The 20881-nt window shown below is 40.7% G+C and carries 21 protein-coding genes; 6 read left to right on the top strand and 15 right to left on the bottom strand.

The genetic code is table 11. The annotated features are described in order from the left end of the window. Positions 1 to 92: 92 nt before the first annotated feature. The 4 genes from HYW21_07815 to HYW21_07800 form a co-directional block, all read right to left on the bottom strand. A complete protein-coding gene (locus HYW21_07815; GenBank protein ID MBI2549229.1) occupies positions 93 to 665 on the bottom strand; it encodes a ZPR1 zinc finger domain-containing protein in 573 nt (190 codons plus the stop codon). 73 nt (positions 666 to 738) lie between these two features. After that, entirely contained in the window at positions 739 to 1170 is a 432-nt protein-coding gene (locus HYW21_07810) for a cell division protein SepF (GenBank protein MBI2549228.1), read from the bottom strand. A gap of 138 nt (positions 1171 to 1308) precedes the next feature. After that, positions 1309 to 2214: an alpha/beta hydrolase gene (locus tag HYW21_07805; protein ID MBI2549227.1), complete on the bottom strand. Its 906-nt coding sequence runs from the start codon at positions 2212 to 2214 to the stop codon at positions 1309 to 1311. Between the two features lies 1 nt (position 2215). Next, positions 2216 to 4753 carry an alanine--tRNA ligase gene (locus HYW21_07800; GenBank protein ID MBI2549226.1) on the bottom strand — a complete coding sequence of 846 codons (2538 nt, stop codon included), beginning with the start codon at positions 4751 to 4753 and terminating at the stop codon, positions 2216 to 2218. A gap of 145 nt (positions 4754 to 4898) precedes the next feature. Between HYW21_07800 and HYW21_07795 the strand changes: the two genes are divergently transcribed. Beyond that, positions 4899 to 5507 carry a hypothetical protein gene (locus HYW21_07795; GenBank protein MBI2549225.1) on the top strand — a complete coding sequence of 203 codons (609 nt, stop codon included), beginning with the start codon at positions 4899 to 4901 and terminating at the stop codon, positions 5505 to 5507. 33 nt (positions 5508 to 5540) lie between these two features. On the opposite strand, the gene HYW21_07790 is transcribed toward HYW21_07795, so the two are convergent. The 4 genes from HYW21_07790 to HYW21_07775 form a co-directional block, all read right to left on the bottom strand. After that, positions 5541 to 6530: an RNA-guided pseudouridylation complex pseudouridine synthase subunit Cbf5 gene (locus HYW21_07790; GenBank protein ID MBI2549224.1), complete on the bottom strand. Its 990-nt coding sequence runs from the start codon at positions 6528 to 6530 to the stop codon at positions 5541 to 5543. Positions 6531 to 6534: 4 nt separating this feature from the next. Then, entirely contained in the window at positions 6535 to 7143 is a 609-nt protein-coding gene (locus HYW21_07785) for a hypothetical protein (GenBank protein ID MBI2549223.1), read from the bottom strand. Positions 7144 to 7206: 63 nt separating this feature from the next. Then, positions 7207 to 8301 (bottom strand): glycosyltransferase family 4 protein, encoded by a 1095-nt coding sequence (locus HYW21_07780; protein MBI2549222.1) that lies wholly within the window; start codon positions 8299 to 8301, stop codon positions 7207 to 7209. Positions 8302 to 8326: 25 nt separating this feature from the next. Then, positions 8327 to 8947: a hypothetical protein gene (locus HYW21_07775; GenBank protein ID MBI2549221.1), complete on the bottom strand. Its 621-nt coding sequence runs from the start codon at positions 8945 to 8947 to the stop codon at positions 8327 to 8329. A 114-nt stretch (positions 8948 to 9061) separates the two neighbouring features. Here HYW21_07775 and HYW21_07770 point away from each other — a divergent pair, with 114 nt between their 5' ends. Then, positions 9062 to 10864 carry an OPT/YSL family transporter gene (locus HYW21_07770; protein ID MBI2549220.1) on the top strand — a complete coding sequence of 601 codons (1803 nt, stop codon included), beginning with the start codon at positions 9062 to 9064 and terminating at the stop codon, positions 10862 to 10864. Beyond that, positions 10848 to 11645 carry a hypothetical protein gene (locus HYW21_07765; protein ID MBI2549219.1) on the top strand — a complete coding sequence of 266 codons (798 nt, stop codon included), beginning with the start codon at positions 10848 to 10850 and terminating at the stop codon, positions 11643 to 11645. The genes HYW21_07770 and HYW21_07765 overlap by 17 nt, the downstream gene beginning before the upstream one ends. A 47-nt stretch (positions 11646 to 11692) precedes the next feature. On the opposite strand, the gene HYW21_07760 is transcribed toward HYW21_07765, so the two are convergent. The 4 genes from HYW21_07760 to HYW21_07745 form a co-directional block, all read right to left on the bottom strand. Next, positions 11693 to 11971, bottom strand: a complete 279-nt coding sequence (locus HYW21_07760; protein ID MBI2549218.1) for a hypothetical protein — start codon at positions 11969 to 11971, stop codon at positions 11693 to 11695. A 90-nt stretch (positions 11972 to 12061) separates the two neighbouring features. Continuing rightward, positions 12062 to 12535 (bottom strand): hypothetical protein, encoded by a 474-nt coding sequence (locus HYW21_07755; protein MBI2549217.1) that lies wholly within the window; start codon positions 12533 to 12535, stop codon positions 12062 to 12064. Further along, positions 12525 to 13952 carry a hypothetical protein gene (locus HYW21_07750; GenBank protein ID MBI2549216.1) on the bottom strand — a complete coding sequence of 476 codons (1428 nt, stop codon included), beginning with the start codon at positions 13950 to 13952 and terminating at the stop codon, positions 12525 to 12527. Before HYW21_07750 ends, HYW21_07755 begins: the two co-directional genes overlap by 11 nt. 26 nt (positions 13953 to 13978) lie before the next feature. Beyond that, on the bottom strand, positions 13979 to 16513 hold the full coding sequence (locus HYW21_07745; GenBank protein MBI2549215.1) for a hypothetical protein: 2535 nt from the start codon (positions 16511 to 16513) through the stop codon (positions 13979 to 13981). 135 nt (positions 16514 to 16648) lie between these two features. On the opposite strand from HYW21_07745, the gene HYW21_07740 reads away from it, so the two are divergent. Next, positions 16649 to 17041 carry a hypothetical protein gene (locus HYW21_07740; protein ID MBI2549214.1) on the top strand — a complete coding sequence of 131 codons (393 nt, stop codon included), beginning with the start codon at positions 16649 to 16651 and terminating at the stop codon, positions 17039 to 17041. 15 nt (positions 17042 to 17056) lie between these two features. Here HYW21_07740 and corA read toward each other — a convergent pair whose 3' ends face one another. The 3 genes from corA to HYW21_07725 all read right to left on the bottom strand — a co-directional run bounded on the left by corA (position 17057) and on the right by HYW21_07725 (position 19685). Next, the gene (gene corA / locus HYW21_07735; protein ID MBI2549213.1) at positions 17057 to 17998 is read right to left on the bottom strand and encodes a magnesium/cobalt transporter CorA; all 942 of its coding nucleotides are present in this window, start codon (positions 17996 to 17998) and stop codon (positions 17057 to 17059) included. Then, positions 17995 to 18867 (bottom strand): mechanosensitive ion channel family protein, encoded by an 873-nt coding sequence (locus HYW21_07730; GenBank protein ID MBI2549212.1) that lies wholly within the window; start codon positions 18865 to 18867, stop codon positions 17995 to 17997. Before HYW21_07730 ends, corA begins: the two co-directional genes overlap by 4 nt. 236 nt (positions 18868 to 19103) lie before the next feature. Continuing rightward, the gene (locus HYW21_07725) at positions 19104 to 19685 is read right to left on the bottom strand and encodes a nucleotidyltransferase domain-containing protein (GenBank protein ID MBI2549211.1); all 582 of its coding nucleotides are present in this window, start codon (positions 19683 to 19685) and stop codon (positions 19104 to 19106) included. Positions 19686 to 19800: 115 nt separating this feature from the next. Between HYW21_07725 and HYW21_07720 the strand changes: the two genes are divergently transcribed. Beyond that, the gene (locus HYW21_07720; protein ID MBI2549210.1) at positions 19801 to 20529 is read left to right on the top strand and encodes a hypothetical protein; all 729 of its coding nucleotides are present in this window, start codon (positions 19801 to 19803) and stop codon (positions 20527 to 20529) included. A gap of 187 nt (positions 20530 to 20716) precedes the next feature. Then, positions 20717 to 20881 (top strand): hypothetical protein (locus HYW21_07715; GenBank protein ID MBI2549209.1); only part of this gene is annotated, 165 nt, incomplete at its 3' end.

Genomic DNA, 20881 nt, shown 5'->3' with positions numbered 1-20881 from the left:
CTCGTATTTTTCTGAGCTGTATCTTTGGCTTGTTTCATAAGAGAATTATGTTTTTTTGCTCTCATGTATCAGGTGAACACTCTACAACATCATCATAACTTAGTTTGGATTGCCTTCGGAGAGATGATAGCACTATTTCCTGTTGGATCTTCAATAATGATTTTGAGTTTTTCCTGACCAAACATAACTCGCTGTAATTTTTTCACAAGATTTTTGGCTTTCTTTTTTGTGCTTTTATCTTCCTCTTCTTCACGAACAACATCAATCTGCTGCTTAACCCGCTGAAGCAGACCCTCAACATTGGTAATGTACCCTTCTGCACCCATCCCTGGGGTAATGGTAGTTACATGCGGGATCTTAATCGTTGCTTCGCTCGATCGTACAATACGGATGTTCATGTCTTCTTCACCTGTTACTTCAAGCGTAAAGCGTGAAGACTCTTTTTTCTCAAGTGCCTCCACATCAGATTTCTTGACATGACAATGATTACACTGCATGGAAAAAAGATACAATTTATTAAAGTAAGGAACTTCAACGACCTGTTCGCTGAGTATGAGGTTATTTGTATGACAAAAAGGACACGGCTGATTTTTCAAGATATCTATACCATCTCCAGAAGGTTGCTGCTCAGAAGATTGCTGTTCATTATCGTTGGTCTCTGCCATACATTCCATAGATCCCTGCGACTATAAAAAGTTTACGCTTTATATTTTAATTAAGCATAAGCGTTGCAAAGAGCTACATATTCTCCTGGGCAGAAGATTGTTCAGAAGCGTTTACAACCGTCGTTTGTTTGTTGCGATAGATCTGTGCTATTGCAGGTGTTACAACGAGATAATCATCGCCAAACCCAGCAATATCCCCATCAATTACATCGGTTGTTTTCTTTAATTTGTTTACCGCTCGCTTTAGCTCAATAAGATCCTTATCCTTTAATGGACGGATATTAATCAATGCAATAGTTTTTCCTGTTCGTATTGCATCAAGGATTTCCTTTACATCAGAAAAATCATCAAGCACATAAGGGCGAACAACGAGTTTACTCTTATCAGCTTTTTGTTCAGTGCTATCGAGCTGGACATAATCATCAACATACTCTCCTTCGCCTTCCATCTCGTCTTCTTCATCAGAACCAAGGATTGTTTCTTTAATACGTGAAAAAAATCCCATTTTCTTACCCTCCTTGACCCTCGCCATTACTCTCTTCTTCGAGGAATATAACTTCTTGCTTTGGGAAAGAGATTGGTAAAGATATATATAAATGTTTCGATAAATAATCTACTGTCCGATGAAAACTAACCCAACGTACTAACCACGCTTGTTATACGGAGAAGGTTTTTGTTTGGTGGGAGGCAGACTCTTTATAAACGTCACGATCTCTTTTTCGACAATTTCTGGGTTGTTGAGCACGATAATATGATTTGCATTTGGGATAACATTCAAGGTTGATTGCTTAACGAGCATTCGTATTTTTCGGGCAACTAACACCGGAAAGATAAGGTCTTTTTCTCCTACGATGATAAGGACAGGCCGTTTCATACGACGTAAGATAGCGGTCCCATCAAAATGGGCAATGGCTTCATAAGTAAACAACCATGACCGTAGTGAGGTGTGGGTAATATCAGAATAAATCCTCAACAGATTAAAATCTCCCGTGCCCTTAAATTTCGAGAAATCAACATGGGAAAGCTGCGTCTTTCTCAGGAACTTATGCTGCAAAATTGCATGGCGGAGATTTCTTAGAAAAGGATAACTGGTAAATATCTTTTTCAGGTATTGTGGGGCTTTGTAGGTCGTGTCAATAAGCACATATGCCTTTGCCAAACGAGGATAGAGGCTGTAGAAGGTAATAGCAACCATGCCTCCAAAACAATGGCCTACAAGGACAACGTTCTTTAAACGTTCTTGGTGAAGCACACCGGCAATGTCTTGTGCAAAAGAGGTAAGCTGATAAGCATCAAAGGTGTGTGGTCTATCAGAAAGTCCATGGCCACGCAAGTCAATGGCAAGGGTTGCAATACCTCGGTTATGGAAAGCATGGCGTTCTCTGTTCCATGCATTTAAATCACCACCTGCACCATGGATAAAGACGAGAAAAGACTGGTTCTGTTGTGCTGTTCGTCGAGCATGCAACGTAGAGGGCTGTTGTGTCTTCACCTCATGGATATCGTAATGTATCTTTGTCCCATCAAAGCTGACATAGGTACGTTGCATATTACTTTACCGACTTCTGTTTAAACTCTTCAATCTCTTTGAGGAATCGTTCAACGGTTTTCATCACATGCTCAGGCTGTGTTTTCAGGATGGTAGCAGCTTCTTTCAAGACATCACCATGAGAGGTTTCTTTTGATGTTAAGGTTAACTCTTCAGGGAGCAAAGGCTTTCCTTTTTCAACAGCTTTTTTTGCCTTTTTCCAGACTGCAAAGAGTTCAGCAACCCGAGAAGGGATGGACGATTCTGGTACACCTAAACGCTTTGCTAATGCTGTGGCAGTAGTATGGACATCTCCTGCTGTTTGTTCTGCTCGTTTTCCTGCAGTAAAGGTAAGGCGAACAATACCATCTTGGATTTTTGTTGATTTCAAGAGGTGAATGTCACCAACTTCTCGGGTATTGTTCACATGAGTTCCTCCACAGGCCTGAACATCAATACCGGGGATTTCCACAATACGAAGTTTTTTTCCTGGAACAACCCCCCCTTGATAAATACGCATACCATAGCGTTGTTCTGCATCATTTCGAGGAATAAAACTCAGGCAAAGGGGAAGTGCTTTAGCAACAAGTCCATTTGCTTCTTGCTCCAAGAGAGCCAGCTGATGATCATCTATTTTCTGATAATGCGTAAGGTCTAAGGTTGCTTTTTCTTCTGTTTTTCGTGCACCTGCCTGGTTGATATGTTTTCCTAAAACTTTTCGTGCAACGGCATTAATAATATGCGTAGCAGTATGATGTTGGGCTAGCTGTCGTCTCCTCACAGGATCAATCATTACCGTAACCGTATCACCCACGGTAAAATTCGGCTGTTGAGCTAAAACATGAACAATATGGGCACCTTGCTTAAAGACATCAACCAGAGGAATGTTGTTTATTGTTCCAGTGTCATGCAACTGTCCACCACTCGTCGGATAGGCAACGGTTTTGTCAAGCACAACATACTTATCAATAATGTTGAGCGCCTTGCTTTTACTCTCCAACTGCAGATAATTCTGGTAATACAATGCCTCGGTGTCAGGGACATCGTGAAGATCGAGATGTATTTCTGTTCGTTTTGTTGTCCATTCCTGTTCTTTAGTTTCGTGGAGCTCAGCAACACGAGCAAAGAAATTATCAGGAACACTAACCTTTTTTCCTTGTTTTTCTGCCTCCTCCTTCACCAATGCAGGGTCAATGCCATGTGAATCATAGAGCTGTAACAAGGTTTCTTCAGAAACAACCTCTGGTGATTGGAAAAGATTTTGAACTAAGAGCTTTGTTTTTTGCTTTGTCTGTTCATACTTTTCCTGTTCAATAGTTAAGATCGTAGCAACAGAATCTAAAGAATCCATGAGCTCTGGAAAAAGAGGTTGGAGATAGGTTGCGTGCCAACGACATACCTCGGGAAGGGATATCTCCCAGTTGTATTTATCAATAAAAAAAAGTGCCCTTCTCAAAATAACACGTAAATTATAACCACCTCCCACATTACTGGGGAGAACGCCATCAGAAAGCGCTACCAAGAGTGCCCGAGCATGTTCTGCAATGGAGTACAGCGCAGCACTTTTCAAAACCATGGTCTTCAGTGAAGCAACAGGAACATCAATCTTTTTGGCAATATCCATCCAAACCTTGTCGATATTTTCAACCTCATCAACATTGAGGTAGGAAGAATACGGCAAGAACTTACGCATGAGTTTTTCATTCGTCTTTATGCCTGTTTGTTTTCTGAGATACTGCATTACTGTCGGAAAGGTTGTTTCATAACTGGTACTGGTTCCCTGGGTAAACCATGCATTCCGTTCATGACCCATACCCATGTCTAAGACTTTTAGATTGAGTTCTTTTATACCTTCGGGTGTATTTGCATACATCATGTATACCTGATTCCCAAGTTCAAGTCCACGACTGAAATATTCCATACACGGACCGAAATTACCTCCACCAGCCCATGCATCCTCATGAAAGGTAATCTCTTCCTTGGGTAAGCCCAATCCTTGGGTAAGCCAATGATAGATATCACGGAAATACTTTGCTTGATTCCATTCTTGTGGAGCATTAAAGGCATGTTGGCCAATCATGACAAAGCCAGTATAATGGGCTCCAGTAATCCCCACATTGTCAATGTCATTAAAGCGAAGACAAAACTGGGGCACGACAAGCGGATTTGCAGGCGGCTTTACCTCACCACTCACGACATACGGCTGAAAATCATAGATAGAAGCCTGAACAAAATCAGTATCATCACGCCATCTCGCCGCTACAGGATAACGAGGAATAGGTGTATACCCTGCTTCCTGAAACATGGCAGCAAATTTCTGCCAGACTTGGATATAGTCCAAATGATATTTTGCAGGTGTTCCGGTAAAGAATCGAAAACCACCTGAACACGAGGGATCACCGCAGACAGGGCTGTTACAAGCTGTCCAGTAAAACGTGCCACAGGTGCAGTGTTTTCTGACAAATCCTTCTGCCCGTAGCACCTGAGTAACATAATAAGCATCAGGATCTTTGCTGGCCTTTACCTTGAATGCCTTTTTTATTTCTTTATCGGATTGCATGGTGATAAATTAAGTATTTGCTGGGTATTTACGACACTTTTTGTGACTCTCTTTCATTCTCTTAGGTCTTGGATATCGGTTCGTATTAAAAGTTTTGTGGTTATATGACAAAAGGTATATAAATAACCACTAAAAAAGGATCCGCATGCCAATGTATGCACTACCATCACTTGCAGAACCACCAGCCAATTCAGGATTAGCACGTTTTATGAATCATGATCCTCGAGTACATACTTTACTCAGGCTTGTTGAACATGCAGCACAAGGAAATCGTGGGTATACGCTTTATTGGGACGGAAATCTTTCTCTCTACGCTACTGTCAATCTACGAAGAATAAATGGCTCTGTGGAACATATGTTCGGCCAACCTGTTGAGCACCATTTGGTATTAGACGCACTTCCTGAACGAGCACGAACGTATCTTAATGGAGCTACCCTTTACATCGATACTATTACTTATTCCGCACGAGATCCTTATGGAACATCAGCGGCAGTTCAATTCATTGCTCTCCATGAACCATACAGAGCGGAAGAGGCTATATGCCGTTTGGTAGCAGGCCATATGCCAGCTAAGACAAATACAAGCAAATCTAGTCCTGTACGGGAAGTGGGATTTTTCCTCAATCAGCCTACGCCTCCAAGAGAAAGAGTAACCGAAGGCTTGCGGCAAAATGATAGAACCAATGCAGAGGTTGCCATGGATGGGGGAAACCTTGAGGGAAGAATTTATGTACCCCGGCATAAATTGCTATAAGGGCACAGTCAACAAAGCAATAAAATACACTTCTTATACTTTCTCAACCTTTGGATACGTACCCGGAAGCATGAATACCTTAGTGGTTTTGACGGCAACTCCTTTTTCTCCTTTCATGAGAGTTGAACTACCGTGTGCTTTGCCAAGGCAGACCAATTCATCCTTCAAAGTTACGAGAGCAACCAGTTGATCTTTCTCGATAGGTTCTTCGAAAGCACTAATCCCTGGGATATGGAGGATTGCTCCATGACATAAGCTCTCAACCGTGCTATCTAGTACCCATATTTTTGGTAAATGCTGGACTGCATTTTCCGGAGGCTCAACAATAGAACGGATATACTTTTCATTTCCCAGTTCCTTGTAGTAGTAGTATGCGTCAGTAAGATCTTGGAGAGTAACCATGTTCTGCTGATCGAATGGCCCAACCCGCGTTCGAACGAGTTCCTGCATATGAGCGCCACAACCAAGCTGTTTACCAATATCGTGACAAATCTTACGAATGTAAGTCCCTGCCTCACAACCGATCTTAAACAACACATCCTTATCATCGCGCTCAAGAAGCGTAAGATAATACACCTGTCGATAACGCCATTGTCGTTTTACTGCACTCTTCACTGGAGGAAGCTGTTTGATCTTTCCCGTAAACTTCTCTAAAGCGGCTGTAAGGTAAGCATCAGGAACATCTCCATGAAGACGCATAAGCGCAATATATTCTTTTCCAGCGCCTAGTAATGCTTCGGTAATTCTTGTTGCTCTTCCTAATGCAACAGGCAATAATCCAGTAACATTTGGATCTAATGTTCCTGAATGACCACTTTTGGTAATCCCTAGAATCTGTTGGACATAGGCAGAGACTTGGTGTGAGGTCGGTCCCCGAGGTTTGTTAACCCTCACAATGCCATACTGGAGTAACTCCTGTGTTGATCGTTCCTCTGGTCGACAACCAAACTTTTTATCAGTCTTTGCTTTCTTTTTAACAAATACTATACGTGGTGTGCTTTCAAAAGGAAACTGTTCTTTCATGAACTCAAGAAAATAAGGCTTTTTTAAGAATGTTTCGCAATAAGAAGATCACTGCAGAGGCAACAAGGGGAACAGTAATATTATCATCCACATCGTACCTAAAGAATGTTATTTCAACAGCCTCTACAGCCATTGCAACAAATGACGCTAAAAATGCCTCAAGTGGACTGACAAAGAACAATGCACCAAGGAATGCTGCTCCCATCCCTGCAATACTTCCCTCAACACGTTTCGCTTGGTTAAAAGGAATATTCCGTTTTCCCCAGGTTTTACCCACAAGATGAGAGACTCCATCACCTAAGGTGAGAACCATAATAGCAGCCAAGGCAATATCTCTCGAAAATAAGAATAAGGGTATGATACAGCCAAGCGTAAATAACATTGCACCTTTACCAGGAAATTTCTCCAAAACTTCCGGACGTTCAAAATGCTTGAGAAACCAATAGACTAGAGGTAGTTTTATGGAATGGGAAAGTATGGAAAGAAGAATACCAACAGCAAACAGCAGGACTAATCTCCAAGGAGTGAGAATATGCGTTACTAACAATAAAACAATCAAAAGACCATAACCAATATGGAAACAACGCCGTCGGATTTCAAAAGGAATAGCCATAGGAAAGACAGAACAGAAAGAGTATAAATATTTTTGGATCTTATGACGTAAAAATAGATTCAATTACCTTACTGGATATAAAGCACGTTGATACGCTTGGAAATATGCGCTTATTTCACGAGTGTATGCGTGCTTACCAAGTATTGTCTTTGCTTCCTGTCCAAGTTCTCTTCTCAAGGTCGCATTGTCAATCAACAATGAAGCTTTTTTAAAAAAGTTCGTCGGAGAGGAAAAGAGTAATCCATTTTTTTGATCACAGATCAGAGCTTTATTTCCAGAGATGGCGGCTGCTAAAACCGGCTTTCCAAGACTCATTGCTTCAAGTATATTGTTAGACTGGCCTTCGCTTTCAGAGGTATTGAGTACGATGTCAACTTCTTGCAATGCAGCAGCAATATTTTCATGGGGAATTGAGGGAATGTAATGGATCCATGAATAAGGTTTAATCGTCTCAAGAAACGATTGAGCAAAATCAGGTTCTAGTACCGAACCAACAACGACAAGATGGATATCACGTTGCTTGTTTAATTTATGAAGGCGAATAAATGCTGGAAGATAAAATGCATGGTATTTTAATCTTCGCAATCCTGCAGAGAGATAAAAAAGAAAGGATTTTTTTGGTATGGTCAGCTTTTCTCGTAAGGCATAAGGCTGTTTGATAAGTTTAACACTCTGGTGAATAATAACTATTTTATGGTGAAGTTGAGGATAATACGCCAGAAGCGTTTTTTGCATGCGTTTATGAAATACGGTAATAACCTGTGTTTTATTGAACACTCGGCAAAGTTTTTTTTGCTTTGATGGTTGATGCAGATCAACATTGATATCAGTTCCTGTTAAGGTAAGCACTAGTGGAATGTTAAGCTGCGTCGCAATCTCCTGAGCAATAATCCCAGACTTATAGCCATGAAATGCATGGATTAATGAGACCTGTAAAGTACGAAGTTTATTACTCGAAATCTGTGCGAATGTAGAGGGCAGGAAAACATGACAAGAAACATGTTTCTTTTGTAAGCCTTCCACAATTCTTGAAACTGTAGTTGCATTTCCGCTAATGGTTGGTGGATAGCTTGGAGTAACAATAGCGACATGAAGAGGATTATTTCCAGCAGCGTGGTTCAAAGAGTTGCTGTGTTGTAAAGGAAAACGACTGAACATAGGATTCACCATGAGTCAGACTAATTCAGAGAATAGTATTTTGGATAGTATCAACATTTGTTTTCCCCACTTTTTGCTCTATAGCAAAATAAAAGTTCGGATGCCAAAAGAGACCGACATTCCATTCCTGCAACAAGATCTTTTCTGGGAGGGCAAAGTTACCAATAGGAAGCTGAGCATTTTTCTCAGAAGAAATGCGAGGATCATACACATAAAAAACATGAGCATGATCATCGTAACCAAGGAGCGTAATAAAGTGGGCAGTAATGAATGCACGAGGATAAAAGTAGAATAATGTTCCAAATATCCCATAGCCAGAACCAATACGAACGACTAACGGAATATTATGTCGAATATGCTCCATAAGGAAATGTAATTTATCCTTGTCATTTGCTGCAAAGAAAAAACCATGAGCGCCACGAAAACCATCTTTCTCGAGTTCGTCAATTAACAATCGAGGTCGCTGGAAATGTTGCGCCATCCACGAGGAGTTATGTGACCATTTTTTACGGATGTATTTCTTCCCACAACTCTGTAAACCATATGACTCACAAATAAAATCAAGATTGTAAAGTTCAGTTGATGAATGATGTTCTTGCTTCCGATAAGGTGCGGTACAGGGAAGATCGATTATAAAAAGCGTCATATCTGCCCATACCGCTTGCCAGTATATAAATATTATTCATCACTCACCACAATTGCGTATTTCCGGTTTGTAACAATCTTTAAATAGTAAACGATCATTGTATCATCCATACTATTGCCAAAGACAGAAGAGTGGGGGATGTTTATGAAGACACAACCAACAAAAGAGAGTAACGCAAAAGAAACAAAAAGGAATAGTGGATTTACCTTACGGGCGGTGATCATCGCGATCCTGATTACGATTTTTCTTACAGCAAGCTCATCCTACATTGCCATAAAGCTTGGTGCACTTCCCTGGCCAATTATTTTTTCCGTTATTGTGGCAGGCGGACTTTTGAAACTCATCAACTGGAGAGGAAAAGAAAATCCCCATGAGATCAATGTGGCGCAGGCAGGGGGAAGTATTGGTGGACTTGTTGCTGCGGGTGTTGTGTTTACTATTCCAGGGATTATTTTTCTTAATCAAAGCAAGGGACTAGCCATACCCCTTCCCAATCCGTGGATACTTGCCCTTCTTACGGTTCTTGCAGGTGTCTTAGGTGTACTTGTTTCAATTCCTTTGAAAAAAGCATTTGTTGATAAAGAAAATTTACCCTATGCCTCAGGAATTGCAGGAGCTGAACTCTTAAAACTGGGTACAAAGGGCGGGAGGCTTTTCTTTGGAGTTGTGTTGGTTGGTGCATTAACCGGGATCTTTGCACTTTTCCGAGATCTCTATTTTCCTGCAGGATGGACCTGGGCTGCACTCATTCCCTTAGGCATATTCCTCACCTTCTATCCAATGCCTCTTGCAGTAAGTGCGGGTTATATTCTTGGCGTTCGTCCAGGAGTTTCATGGTTTTTCGGAGCAATTCTTGGCTGGCTTATCCTTATTCCTATGCTGGCTGCCAAGGGGATGACCTCAGGAAATGCAATTGCACTTGCTCAGAATCTTGGGATGGGCATCGTGCTTGGTTCAGGGATAGGGTTTTTTATTATCTACCTCATTCCAAGGATGAAAAAACTTTTCGCTCCATTCCTTAAGGGCTCATCATGGTACGCTCTTATGCTGCTCTCAGTAGCCTCAGTGATTGCGTTAAGGGTTGGAGGTGTTCCTCTTATTGCTGCATTACTCACGGTGTTGGGTACATGGATTATGGTTATTGTAGCAGCACGAATGACCGGAGAGACAAACATTGATCCCTTAGAACAGTTCGGTATCTTTGTGGGATTAATTATTGCCCTCATCTATGGATTACTAGCAATCAACCTTGATCCCTTTGCTTCGTTTCTTATTGTTGCCTTTGTCAGCGTCGCTTGTGCAGTCGCAGGAGACATTGGCCATGATTACAAATCAGCACAGATTCTCGGCACTCGGATTTCTGATATTGTACGGGTTGATCTTATTGCGGTTGTTGTTGCCGGGCTTATTGCACCCTTCGTACTCCATATCATCTTCCAAGGATTTCAGGCACAACTGTTTACACCAACCATGCCTGCTCCTCAAGCACAGCTCGTTGCTGGAAGCATCTTTGGTTTTGCATATCCTCTCGCTTTTATGATTGGCTTTGGACTTGCATTCTTAGTGGAACTCATCAACATGCTCCTTCCAAAAAATAGACGAAACAAAGTATTGATGATGCCCTTAGGAATTGGCCTTTTTCTTGGATTTGCCATTGCCATTCCCCTTGGAATAGGAGCTTTACTCCGATGGATTGTTGATAAAAAGTATAGTTCGCTCTCGCACACGGTTCTTCTGATTGCAGCAGGTGTCATGGGTGGTGAAGGAATTGCAGGATTTACTGCTGGTACACTTACCGTAGCAGGAGTTGTATTTACCACCGGAGCATTCGTACTTATAGGTATCCTTGCAATCATAGCGGTTATGTCATTTATTTGGTATATGAAAAAAGAGGATACGCATGATACTTGGCATTGATCTTGGTTACAGCTCTACGAAATTTGTGGTTATGCATGAAAAGAAAATCGTCATGAAAGAGATCAGGATTAAAGAAAGCAATAAATCCCTTCCGCGGCTGATTGATGCGCTTTGTAAACAGTATCCACAGATAAGAAAAGTGGCAATTACTGGAGGAAATTCTTCAACTAGTGCTGTACAGCATACTTTACCGGTGCACCACATTAGTGAAATTGTTGCTATTGGTACTGGTGCATTATTTTTGGCACGTGAAGGAAAAGGAGTAGTTCTCAGTTGTGGAACCGGAACCTGTATGGTCTATCAAGAGAGCCAAGAAAGTATTCATATTGGAGGAACAGGAATTGGTGGTGGGACATTATTAGGGTTAGGAAAGCTCTTATTGGGAACAGAAGATGTTGAAAAGATTACTACTCTCGCAAAAAATGGAGACAACACACGAATTGATGTCACCATTCAGGATATTATTGGTGGTCCCCTCGGCATGTTGCCTCCAGAGATTACTGCAGCAAATTTTGGAAAAGTAACAAGCACAAAAAAAGAAGACATTGCTCATGCCATTGTCACCCTTGTCGCAGAAGGCATTGCTTCGGTAGGTATCCTCGGTGCACAATTAAAGAAGGAGAAACAACTCTATCTCTGTGGGAGAGTAGTAACCATTCCTCTCATCTATGAGAAAATCGAGATGATTGCTCAGCTCTTTGCTTGCTCTGTTGTTCGTGTTCCTGATGCACCCTATGCACCAGCAGTCGGAGCTGCCTTGATTGTTGGGGAAAGAAGATAGAAGAAATAGACTATGTCCTTCTTATAGCAAAAGACTACATTGTCCAATTATTTATGTCTTTGAGTATACTTTGCCATTTTTTCCAAAATCTGCACTAGATGTTGTACACTCTCTGCAATTGGAATATCCATTTGTCTAGCTTCTCCAAGCTGTGTCTGGTTTGTATATCCCCATCCTGCGAGAACACTCTTTACACCTGCTTCGTAGCACGGTTTTAGATTGGGCATTGAATCTTCAACAAAGACTAAATCTCCAATCGTTCTACCTCTTTCTTGCGCAATAACCCTTAAAGTATTCGCTTTTGTGTCTATGGTGTCTCTTACCATACTCTTGGGGATTATATCTCCAATTCCATATCTATCAACCAGAGCAACTACAAGTGCAGCTTCCTTTGCTGTTATGACATATTGTCCATCTCAAAGTTCTGCTTCATGCATATGCCTTACAGCTTCAGGTATCCCTGGGAATGCTGGCTGCAATCCATACCATGCTTCTGTATCTCTTTCCTTGATATTCCTTCTTATGTTTTGAAATGCCTCATAGAATACATCCTGTATTCCTTCATCAAGTCCTTTCTTGAAAGCCTTGAATTGAGCTTCTGTCTCTATTTGTGCGTCTTTCCCTCTTCGCATTGCTTCAAGGATTGCATATCCATCCTTACCTTTCTGAACAAACGGGTTCAATCGTTCAAACCTTGCATATTGCTCTTTCATTTGTGCCATCTTTGCAGCATACTCGCTTGCGGTAACTATTTGGTTACCCGGAGTTATCTGCAAGTCAGTGTCTGGGTGCACTGTCAAAAAAGCATCAGCACAAATGATAAATCTCTCTGGGAGAGAATGGGTCATTGTACCCGAGCTGTCCCACACTAATATTTTTTTACCGGTCATTTTGTTTTATCATCGCAAAACCTTTTGTAGCATCCAAGTAAAGTTGGTCACCGGTTTGGAAAACCCGCGTCGCATTACCAGTTCCTACTATACAAGGAATCTTATATTCTTTGCTTAGTTGAGCAGCATGGCAGGTTACACCACCCTCATCAGTAATAATTCCAACTATTTTATCGATGATTACTATATAATCTGGAGAGGTTGTAGGGGTGACGACAATTTCGCCAGGTTGCGTTGACTCTATCTCGCTCTTAGCCATAATCTTTCTCGCTTGAGCTGTCACTTCGCCCGGGAAAGTAGGTGTTCCTGTTACCTTTCCGTTGCCATTTCCCTGAGAATGAAGAATGGTATATTCGTCGGTGAATATTCGTGTGACACCATCATACGTAATTAAAGCAAAGCCTTTCTTTCGCTTGTCAATCTCTGCTCGATATTCTAGTGATTTTTCCGGGTGTGCAAATGCGTCCTTAATCTCACCAGGTATCAAGTAGACTAAGTCTGGCGCATCAAGGCCTGCCTGTTGTGCAATCTCATCAAACGCCCATTGCATATAGAACTTAGCTTCACTCATTGCATCTTTTCTCTGTGCCCTCAAATAAATGCAGTCTCTGATTGTTCGGACAATTCGTTTATCTTCTTCAGTAAACGTGAGCTGCTCGTAAGTTGCTTCAATATCTTCCTCAATATGGTGAAGATTCGCTCGTGCAGCATCATATTCCTTTGCACAATCCTTGTCAAGCACTCTCCTGATTCTATTGATTACATCATCCAGCGACCAGGAATCTCCTTTGAAATGTCTTGTTCCTACCCATCCAAATGTAGTGATATGCTGCAATAATGCAGCATGTAATGTAGGTTGGTCTTCTAAGGCAACTTTCGCTGTTTCATTCGATGTCAGGAAAGCATCTTCAAGTGCTGAATCCCCTTGGATAAGAGCGCCTAATTGGTATCTTGCCATCTCTTCTTGTGTTACCATATAAGGTTTGGATGGCTTTTGCAGTATCTCTGCAAGCTTTGCTACGGGTATATCTGGAGTTACATACTTTTTAACTATAGTATCTAGCTGTTCTGTGGTGCATGGATCAACGACTCCTGGGAATAAAGGTAAAAACGTCATTAACTTAGTTTGTTCAACACAATATCTATCAAAGGCATCCATTGCTGGAAGTGCCCCTGATTCTTTTCCTACGGCAATTAAAGCATTACACTGGTTTTCACAAGCACTTACAATGAAATCAAGGTAATCCTGGCCACCCGCCTTTACCCGTGCACTAAATTCTTCCAGTTCTTGGGCATCATGGTATATTTCTTGATGATCAATTTTTCTGCCAGTTAATGCAAATCCTGGCAACTTTAAAGTATCTGCTAGGTATTCCACTCCTGCTCTCTGGGCAAAGTATTCAAATAATACAGTCATGTCTCTGTTCAAAAAAGGAACCCATTTCATTTTTTCACTCCTACGGGAAGCATTGGCATTACTGTCAAATCTCTATTCTGGGTTACATAAACTAAATCAGTTATGGTCCATTCCATATCTTGTGGAGCACCAAAGCTGCTCTGGGTTTTTCTTCCAATCATACCAAGTTCAAACAAATCTTTATCTCTCAATGGCATCTGGTTTGTTACTGGTCTTTTTCTATATCTACCGTCAGTATCGATATACTCTGCCGCTCTCTGATGGCCTGGTTTGACGTAAGCCAACTCCAAATTTTTATCAAGAACATATAGTGCAGGAGTTATGTCTCCAGCGACTAATGGACCACATAATCCTTCACAAGCTTCAATCAGTGTATATTCTCCTTCTACTCCGGTGTACATCACACCAGAAGAAATACCATTTTTCATGTCCTGTACTAAAACACCCATTTGGTTACTTGATGGGTCAAAGCCAAACTTTACGCTGTATGATAATGCTCTTGGCGAAAATAAGCTTGCCCAACATTTTTTAATTCCCTCAACCATTTGGTCCGCTGTTCTATGATTTAGATAGGTCTCAAATATGCCAGCAAATGAACTCCCTCTTCCATGCACCATTCTGCTATCTTCATAAATTCCGCTGGACCTTGTAATTGAACTAGGCACATCGAGAACATGATATGCTTTTCTGACGCTATCAAAAAAACCATGCACCTTTGCACCGATAATCATCTGCACATAATCACCAGAGATAGACTCCAATTGTGCTTTGTCTGCTTGTGCTCTCTCAATTAAATTTGGCAGTGCACTTAACTTACCTAGAATACCCGTTTCTTGCAGGAATTGGTAATAAAATGCCGTTGTTGCTACAAATCCTTTCGGAACATTAAACATTCTGTACATAATTGCTTGATTTGCTGCCTTATTCCCAACTAACTTTCTATCTGGTTCTCTGTGAGATGCTTCTTCAAGCCATAAAATATCCTGGCCAGGTACTCTTGCTAAATCCCTTCTTACTATGTGAATATAAGGCGTAGCTTTTTCAGGTGATCTCAGGCTTTCATATGCTTCCATCGTAATCTTTTCAATTTTCCCTCTACCTGCATCAACACACAATGGCTGTCCATCTTCTACACCCTCAATAATCTCGGGAACTCCTACGATACAAGGAATCTCATGCTCCCTTGCAATCTGTGAAGCATGTTGGCTTACTCCACCTTCTGAGGTAATGGCTGCACTTGCCATATCCATCAAAGGCACATAATGAGGGGTTGTCCTATAGGCAATTAAGACATCTCCTTTCTTAAATTTTTCATGGTCTGTTTCATACCTCAAAATCCTTCGCGCAAAACCAACAACCTTGCCCGGGAATACGGGAGTGCCTTCATACTCAGTCTTTGCTTTAGCAGCTTCCTGCCACGCGAATTCAGCAGCCATTATCTGCAATGCTTCTTGACCCGTGTAAAGGTGTTCAACACCATCTTCTGCGTGCCATAAGAATGCATTTTGCCTGGCTAGAATAGCATCTCTGTCTATCTCTCCAGTTACCATCAACTGTTTGTAATCATTTGAAAGCATTAAAGCAGTCATTCGCTCGCTTAGATCAAACCTCCGCACCATTTCAGCCCTGAATTTACTAAGCTGATATGCGGCTCGTGACATAAAGTTACCTTTTCTTTCCTTAAGATCACCCATTGCTGCAAGTGCATCATACAATGCTAGTTTCTCTGGCTCTAAACGTAAAGCTTCTGCTGCCTCTGCTCTAGTCATTCTCTGAGAAGATGGTTTTTGCTCTCCAAGAACCATCTTCTCTAACCTTCCTTGGAAGTCTTCAACTCCCCAGGTAGGGCCAATCCATTTGTAAGGAATCCAATCAAATTGTGCTGCATGTTGCTCTAGCCTTGCCTGATATTCTGGCGGAAGGTTTCTTACATCAACACCATTTACCTTTATCTCTTCAGCCATTGCTCGTAACACTTGTTCCTCTCGCTTAGGCCAAGATACATAGCTCCCAGAAGTCAAGGAGGTATAGAATTCCCCAAAATCACTAGGACTTAATCCTAACTCAGAAATTCGTGTAAAAAGCTCTGGCTCCAAAAGATTTTGCAATGCGCGTCCACCAAATATTGGCATTGAAGAATGAACTCCCAACCTCCAGTAAGCATCAGTCACATCAGTAAATACCTGCAATAATTCTGAAGGAGATAATCCTACTAGATCTGTATCTCCCATACAATCTGCCAAACGAACAAGCTCTGTCCCTCTTCGCTCAGTTTCTGTTTGCCATTCTCCAACTACATTTGGGTTTCTTGCAAGTTGTTCTAAGAAACTTGCCCCGAATACATCTACATCTCGTGTTCTGAAATATTTTTTAGATGTTCCACTCTTCCAATGATGAAAAGCTCCAATAGTGGTACCAAACATCTTCTCATACTCAGCACCGGCAAGTGCATTTACTCGGTGTATTTCTAATGTCAAAAATGGTGCAGACCCGCCAAATCCACTATTCCGCATCCATAACCACCATTTATCCGGTGATTGCTGATTACTCATTTCAGACATTTTTTGCCCCAGAAAAAAACATCCCCTTATATCAGTTAGGGAATTCAAGTAGATTAATAAACTTAATCTCCTTTCACACACTAAAGGTAGGGAATCGGGTCAAAAAATGATTATAGCCCATTGAGGTGGAATAAAATGAAATCAATAAAACAAATGTTGATGTATGGATTCTTGGTCTGGTTAATTCCTTTTGTGATTGCATTTTTGATTTTTCCCATTCACGAGTCAAACCGTATTCTTTTTGAATCAATAATGCCTGTTGGCTTAACGATAAGCGTGGTGCTTTTTGCAAATCTTTATTTCAGAACAGTAACTAAGAAATTTCTTCAAGAAGGATTTGTTCTCGGCATAGTTTGGCTTGCTATAAACATTGTGATTGACTTGTTGTTCTTTATGCAAGGACCGATGAAAATGCCCTTTTCTCAATATGTTATGGACATTGGTCTAACCTATATCATGATTCCGGTCATTACCACCGGCTTTGGGTATCTGATTGAAAACAGACAGAAAGAGAAAGGACATCAATAGAAATTCAGAGAAAACTCAAAACCAGCCGCGCTTTCTGAAGAGAGAGATCATAAACGTAACAAGCAAGGCCATAGCACCCACCATTACCCAAAATCCATACGATGTATTTGCTCCAGGAAGCACGACAAAATTCGTACCATAGATTCCTGAAATGACAGTTAAGGGCAGTGCAATCGTTGCAATAATACTCAAGACTTTCATGATCTCATTCAAATTATGAGAGGTTGCTGAAAGATAGGCATCAAAGGTGCTGCCGATGGCTTCGCGGTAATTATCAACCGTATCTGCAACCCGAATAGAATGGTCATAGACATCACGGAAATAGGGAAGTGCTTTTTTGGTAATAAAACGGTATTCGTTTTTCGCGAGAAATGAGAGCTTTTCACGTTGGGGGATAACAACCTTTTTGATAAGGACAATTTTTCGCTTCAATTGAAGTATCTTGGTAAGTAATACTGGTTCTGGTTTTTTTGTGACGAGTTCTTCGATCTGTTCAATTTGATCATCAAGTTCTTCAAGTACAGGAAAAAAATTATCAATCTCCATATCAAGAATTTTATGAAGTAAGAAATCTGGTCCTTTTGTTAACAGCGGCTCGAGTTGATCTGGGGCATTTTTCAAACGGGTAAAAGAAGGAATTTCATTGAGATGGTTGGTAATCAGAAAAGTCTGGTTAATAACAATATCAAGTTCAACAAGTTCCACAGAACGATTCTTCCGAAGTCCGTAAAAAACACACAGCAAATAATCAGGAAATTCCTCAATCTTAATACGCGTATTCTGCTTGACAAGATCCTCAACAGTTAAGGGATGGAGTTGCAGGATATTTTTGAGCTGTTCTGCCTCGTCTTTGGTAATTGCAGTAACATCAAGCCAGAGTTTTTTATCCTTCAGTGTGGCAAGATCTTTAAGATCAGCACGCTTCAACTCTCCATCAAGGTAAAAAAGATCAATCATGTGTTTTTCATCCTCGCATTTTTATAAACAATAGTTCGATGAGGATACGGAATTTCGATGCCTGCGCTATCAAAGCGTTCTTTGATGTTCTTGTATAAGTCACAAGACATGGTAAACCCAGTTTCAGGATCTGCTGCCCAGACCCATGTACGGAGTGTAATGCCAGAATCAGTTAAACCAATAACTCGAACTGGAACAATGGGCTCTTTTTTTGTGACTTCATCATGAGTTCTATTATCAATATGGCTTGGGTGTTTTAATGCTTCCTCTTCCATGATCTTCATGGCTTTATCAAGATGCGTATCATAGCTCACGGAGAAATCAATGATATTACAGAGTTTTTGGCTGCCAAGAGTTGCATTCTCAACATTCTGAGAACTGATGAGGGTATTCGGAACAATAATAATACGCTTGGTTTCAATATCCCGAACAACAACATGACGAAGATTAATGTCCTCCACAATGCCCTTCACCTCAGGACCAACTCTAATCCGATCACCAACACGGAAGGGTTTGAAAATAGTAATAAAAATACCACTAACAACATTTGCAAATACCTGTTGGGAGGCAAAACCAACAATAATCGCTAAGATCCCTGCACCTGCAAAAAGTGATACTGATAATGCCCTGAGTGAGGGGACCGAATAAATAGCAATGCCAATACCCATGATAAAGATAACTGCTGAGGTAAGATGCTGGAAAAAGCGGTAATGGGTTGGATCAACCTTCAAGATGCGTGAGGATTTGGCAAACGAGCGTGAGAGTAATTTACTGACAATGCGCTGAACAACAAAGGTAAGGAGTAAAATACCTAGGATAAAGAAGATGGTAAAGGTGCTTTCTCGCAAGACGGTAATGATATTTTCCATGCGTAATGACATACGAACAACCCAAACAAGAACATACTTGTTTATAAGGTTTTTGTTTAAGATTTGATTGAATTTCGAATTGTTGAGATTTGATCCTCTTTCATCTTCAAAAGAATATTTTTACTGGTTACAAAGAAATCCTTACAGTAAGATCTTATTTGTGAGATTGTCTTCGTATCAACCGGCCTATTTGCATAGTACTGGAGATCTGTTCTCGCAGAAAAAGCTGACACCACTTAATCGAAACCATAAAAATACCTCCAGACAATTTGGATAAAATCCTCTGTTCCAAAGAGAAGAATGTGATTATTTACCATCTCCTTAATAAGATTATTTTTCTGAGATAAGAGACGAATAAATTCTTTCGTGGTAAAGTACTGCATATGCATCGGTAAGTCAAAAAGCTTACCTTTTTCATCATAGTCATTGTGTATTTTCTTTCCTATAATAAAACAATCTACATCTGAATCACTTTTCTCAGTCCTATTTGCATAGCTTCCGAATATTCCAACAATTCTTGTATCATTCCGAAAGATGTGCTCAATTTTTGGGTGTCTTGTAAAAAAATCTATTCTTTTGCTAATCTCAGTCTGCACCAAGAGATCTTTTATCCTCGGATTTCGCAGGCTCAAAGCAAAAAACTTTAGATTTCCTTGTTTCTGTGAAGTAAGTATGCCCTCACTCTCTAGTTCGTTGAGCGTAAGCGCAATATTCTTCGGACTCATATTCACTTTTCCCACAAGCTGTCTTCCATACATTCTCTTCGTAAAATCGTTAGTAAAGTAAGAGAGAATCGTTACATATTTAGTGTGTATCATTTTACTCAATTGAGTAATTATTTACATATATATAAAGTTATCGACAATTAAGTATTTATTCTCAAGTAGTCATAAAGCAAAAAGATTATATAGAAGAATTGATTTCTTTGCCTTTATGAAACATTCGCTGTATGAAATGGCTGGACCAGTGCCTCCTGCTCATAGAAGATATGAAATTTTAGCAATACCTGATACTACTTCTCATGAAGAAGTCAGGCGGAGAACACAGGGGTATCGTCATTGTGGAACCACTGAGGGATTAGAGCCAAGAGATTTTTCTGAACATTATCGTTTTCAGGAACTCCTGCATGTTCCTGTATCTTGTGTAGGCTCTCTTGATGAGAGAACATCACCATATCTATTGGCAGAGCGAGTTCATGGGCCAGGCCTTGGAAGCAGAATTAAAGAAGCTTTAAGAACTCTTCGTGGTCTTGATACACCTGGATTATTGGGTAACCTGGATCTCTTGGATGAAATCTCAGGCTATGAACAAGTCAGTGGTACACTCTATCTCCTTCGGCGACCATCACTGACGGATACACATCCTGAAAAACTATCCATTATGACTGATGCACCTCAGCCACTAAGGCGTTCTGATGATGTTCCTCCACATTATTCGAGAGTTATCGCTGTTGCAGAGGGTGATGGAGAACTTACTTTTGTTGATGGCAAAGTAAGCCTCGATGGAAGACCACTACCTGTTTTCCATAATTTTGTAACGGGATATCATGCAGACCATGGTCCAGCTGAGTTTAGCAGACTCGGTGATTTTAGTGACATGCATATCAGGACTTTACGACCTAGTAATGATAGTCACCACAATGGTCCATGGCTGATACGGTAAATTTATTTCGCTCATTCTGTAAGAAAATTCACATCGTCCCTTTCTTTCAATAAGGCCAAAAATCTTACGAAAATCTATCCAAAACACACATAAAGAATAACTTCTCACTTCAGAAAGAGATGAAAAACCAAAATAGTTATATAAAAGGTAAACATTATAGGTTTACTATTGAATACAAAGCATTACTATGAAAAAAAACTCAAAGAAGGGAATGGATGAAAGAAGAAAACAAAAAGCTACTATGATCAAGCGGATTATACGGAATGTAGTCAATGAATCCCTTACCATTCCTGACAATGCTATCATCTCCCTTGATGTAGAAACCTCTCTCATTATTTTCACGAAAAAGCGT

This window comes from Candidatus Woesearchaeota archaeon, assembly GCA_016187565.1.
GTDB lineage: Archaea > Nanobdellota > Nanobdellia > Woesearchaeales > JACPJR01 > JACPJR01.
The sequence above is the reverse complement of the archived record's forward strand: the minus strand, read 5'-3'. Positions and strand labels throughout refer to the sequence as shown.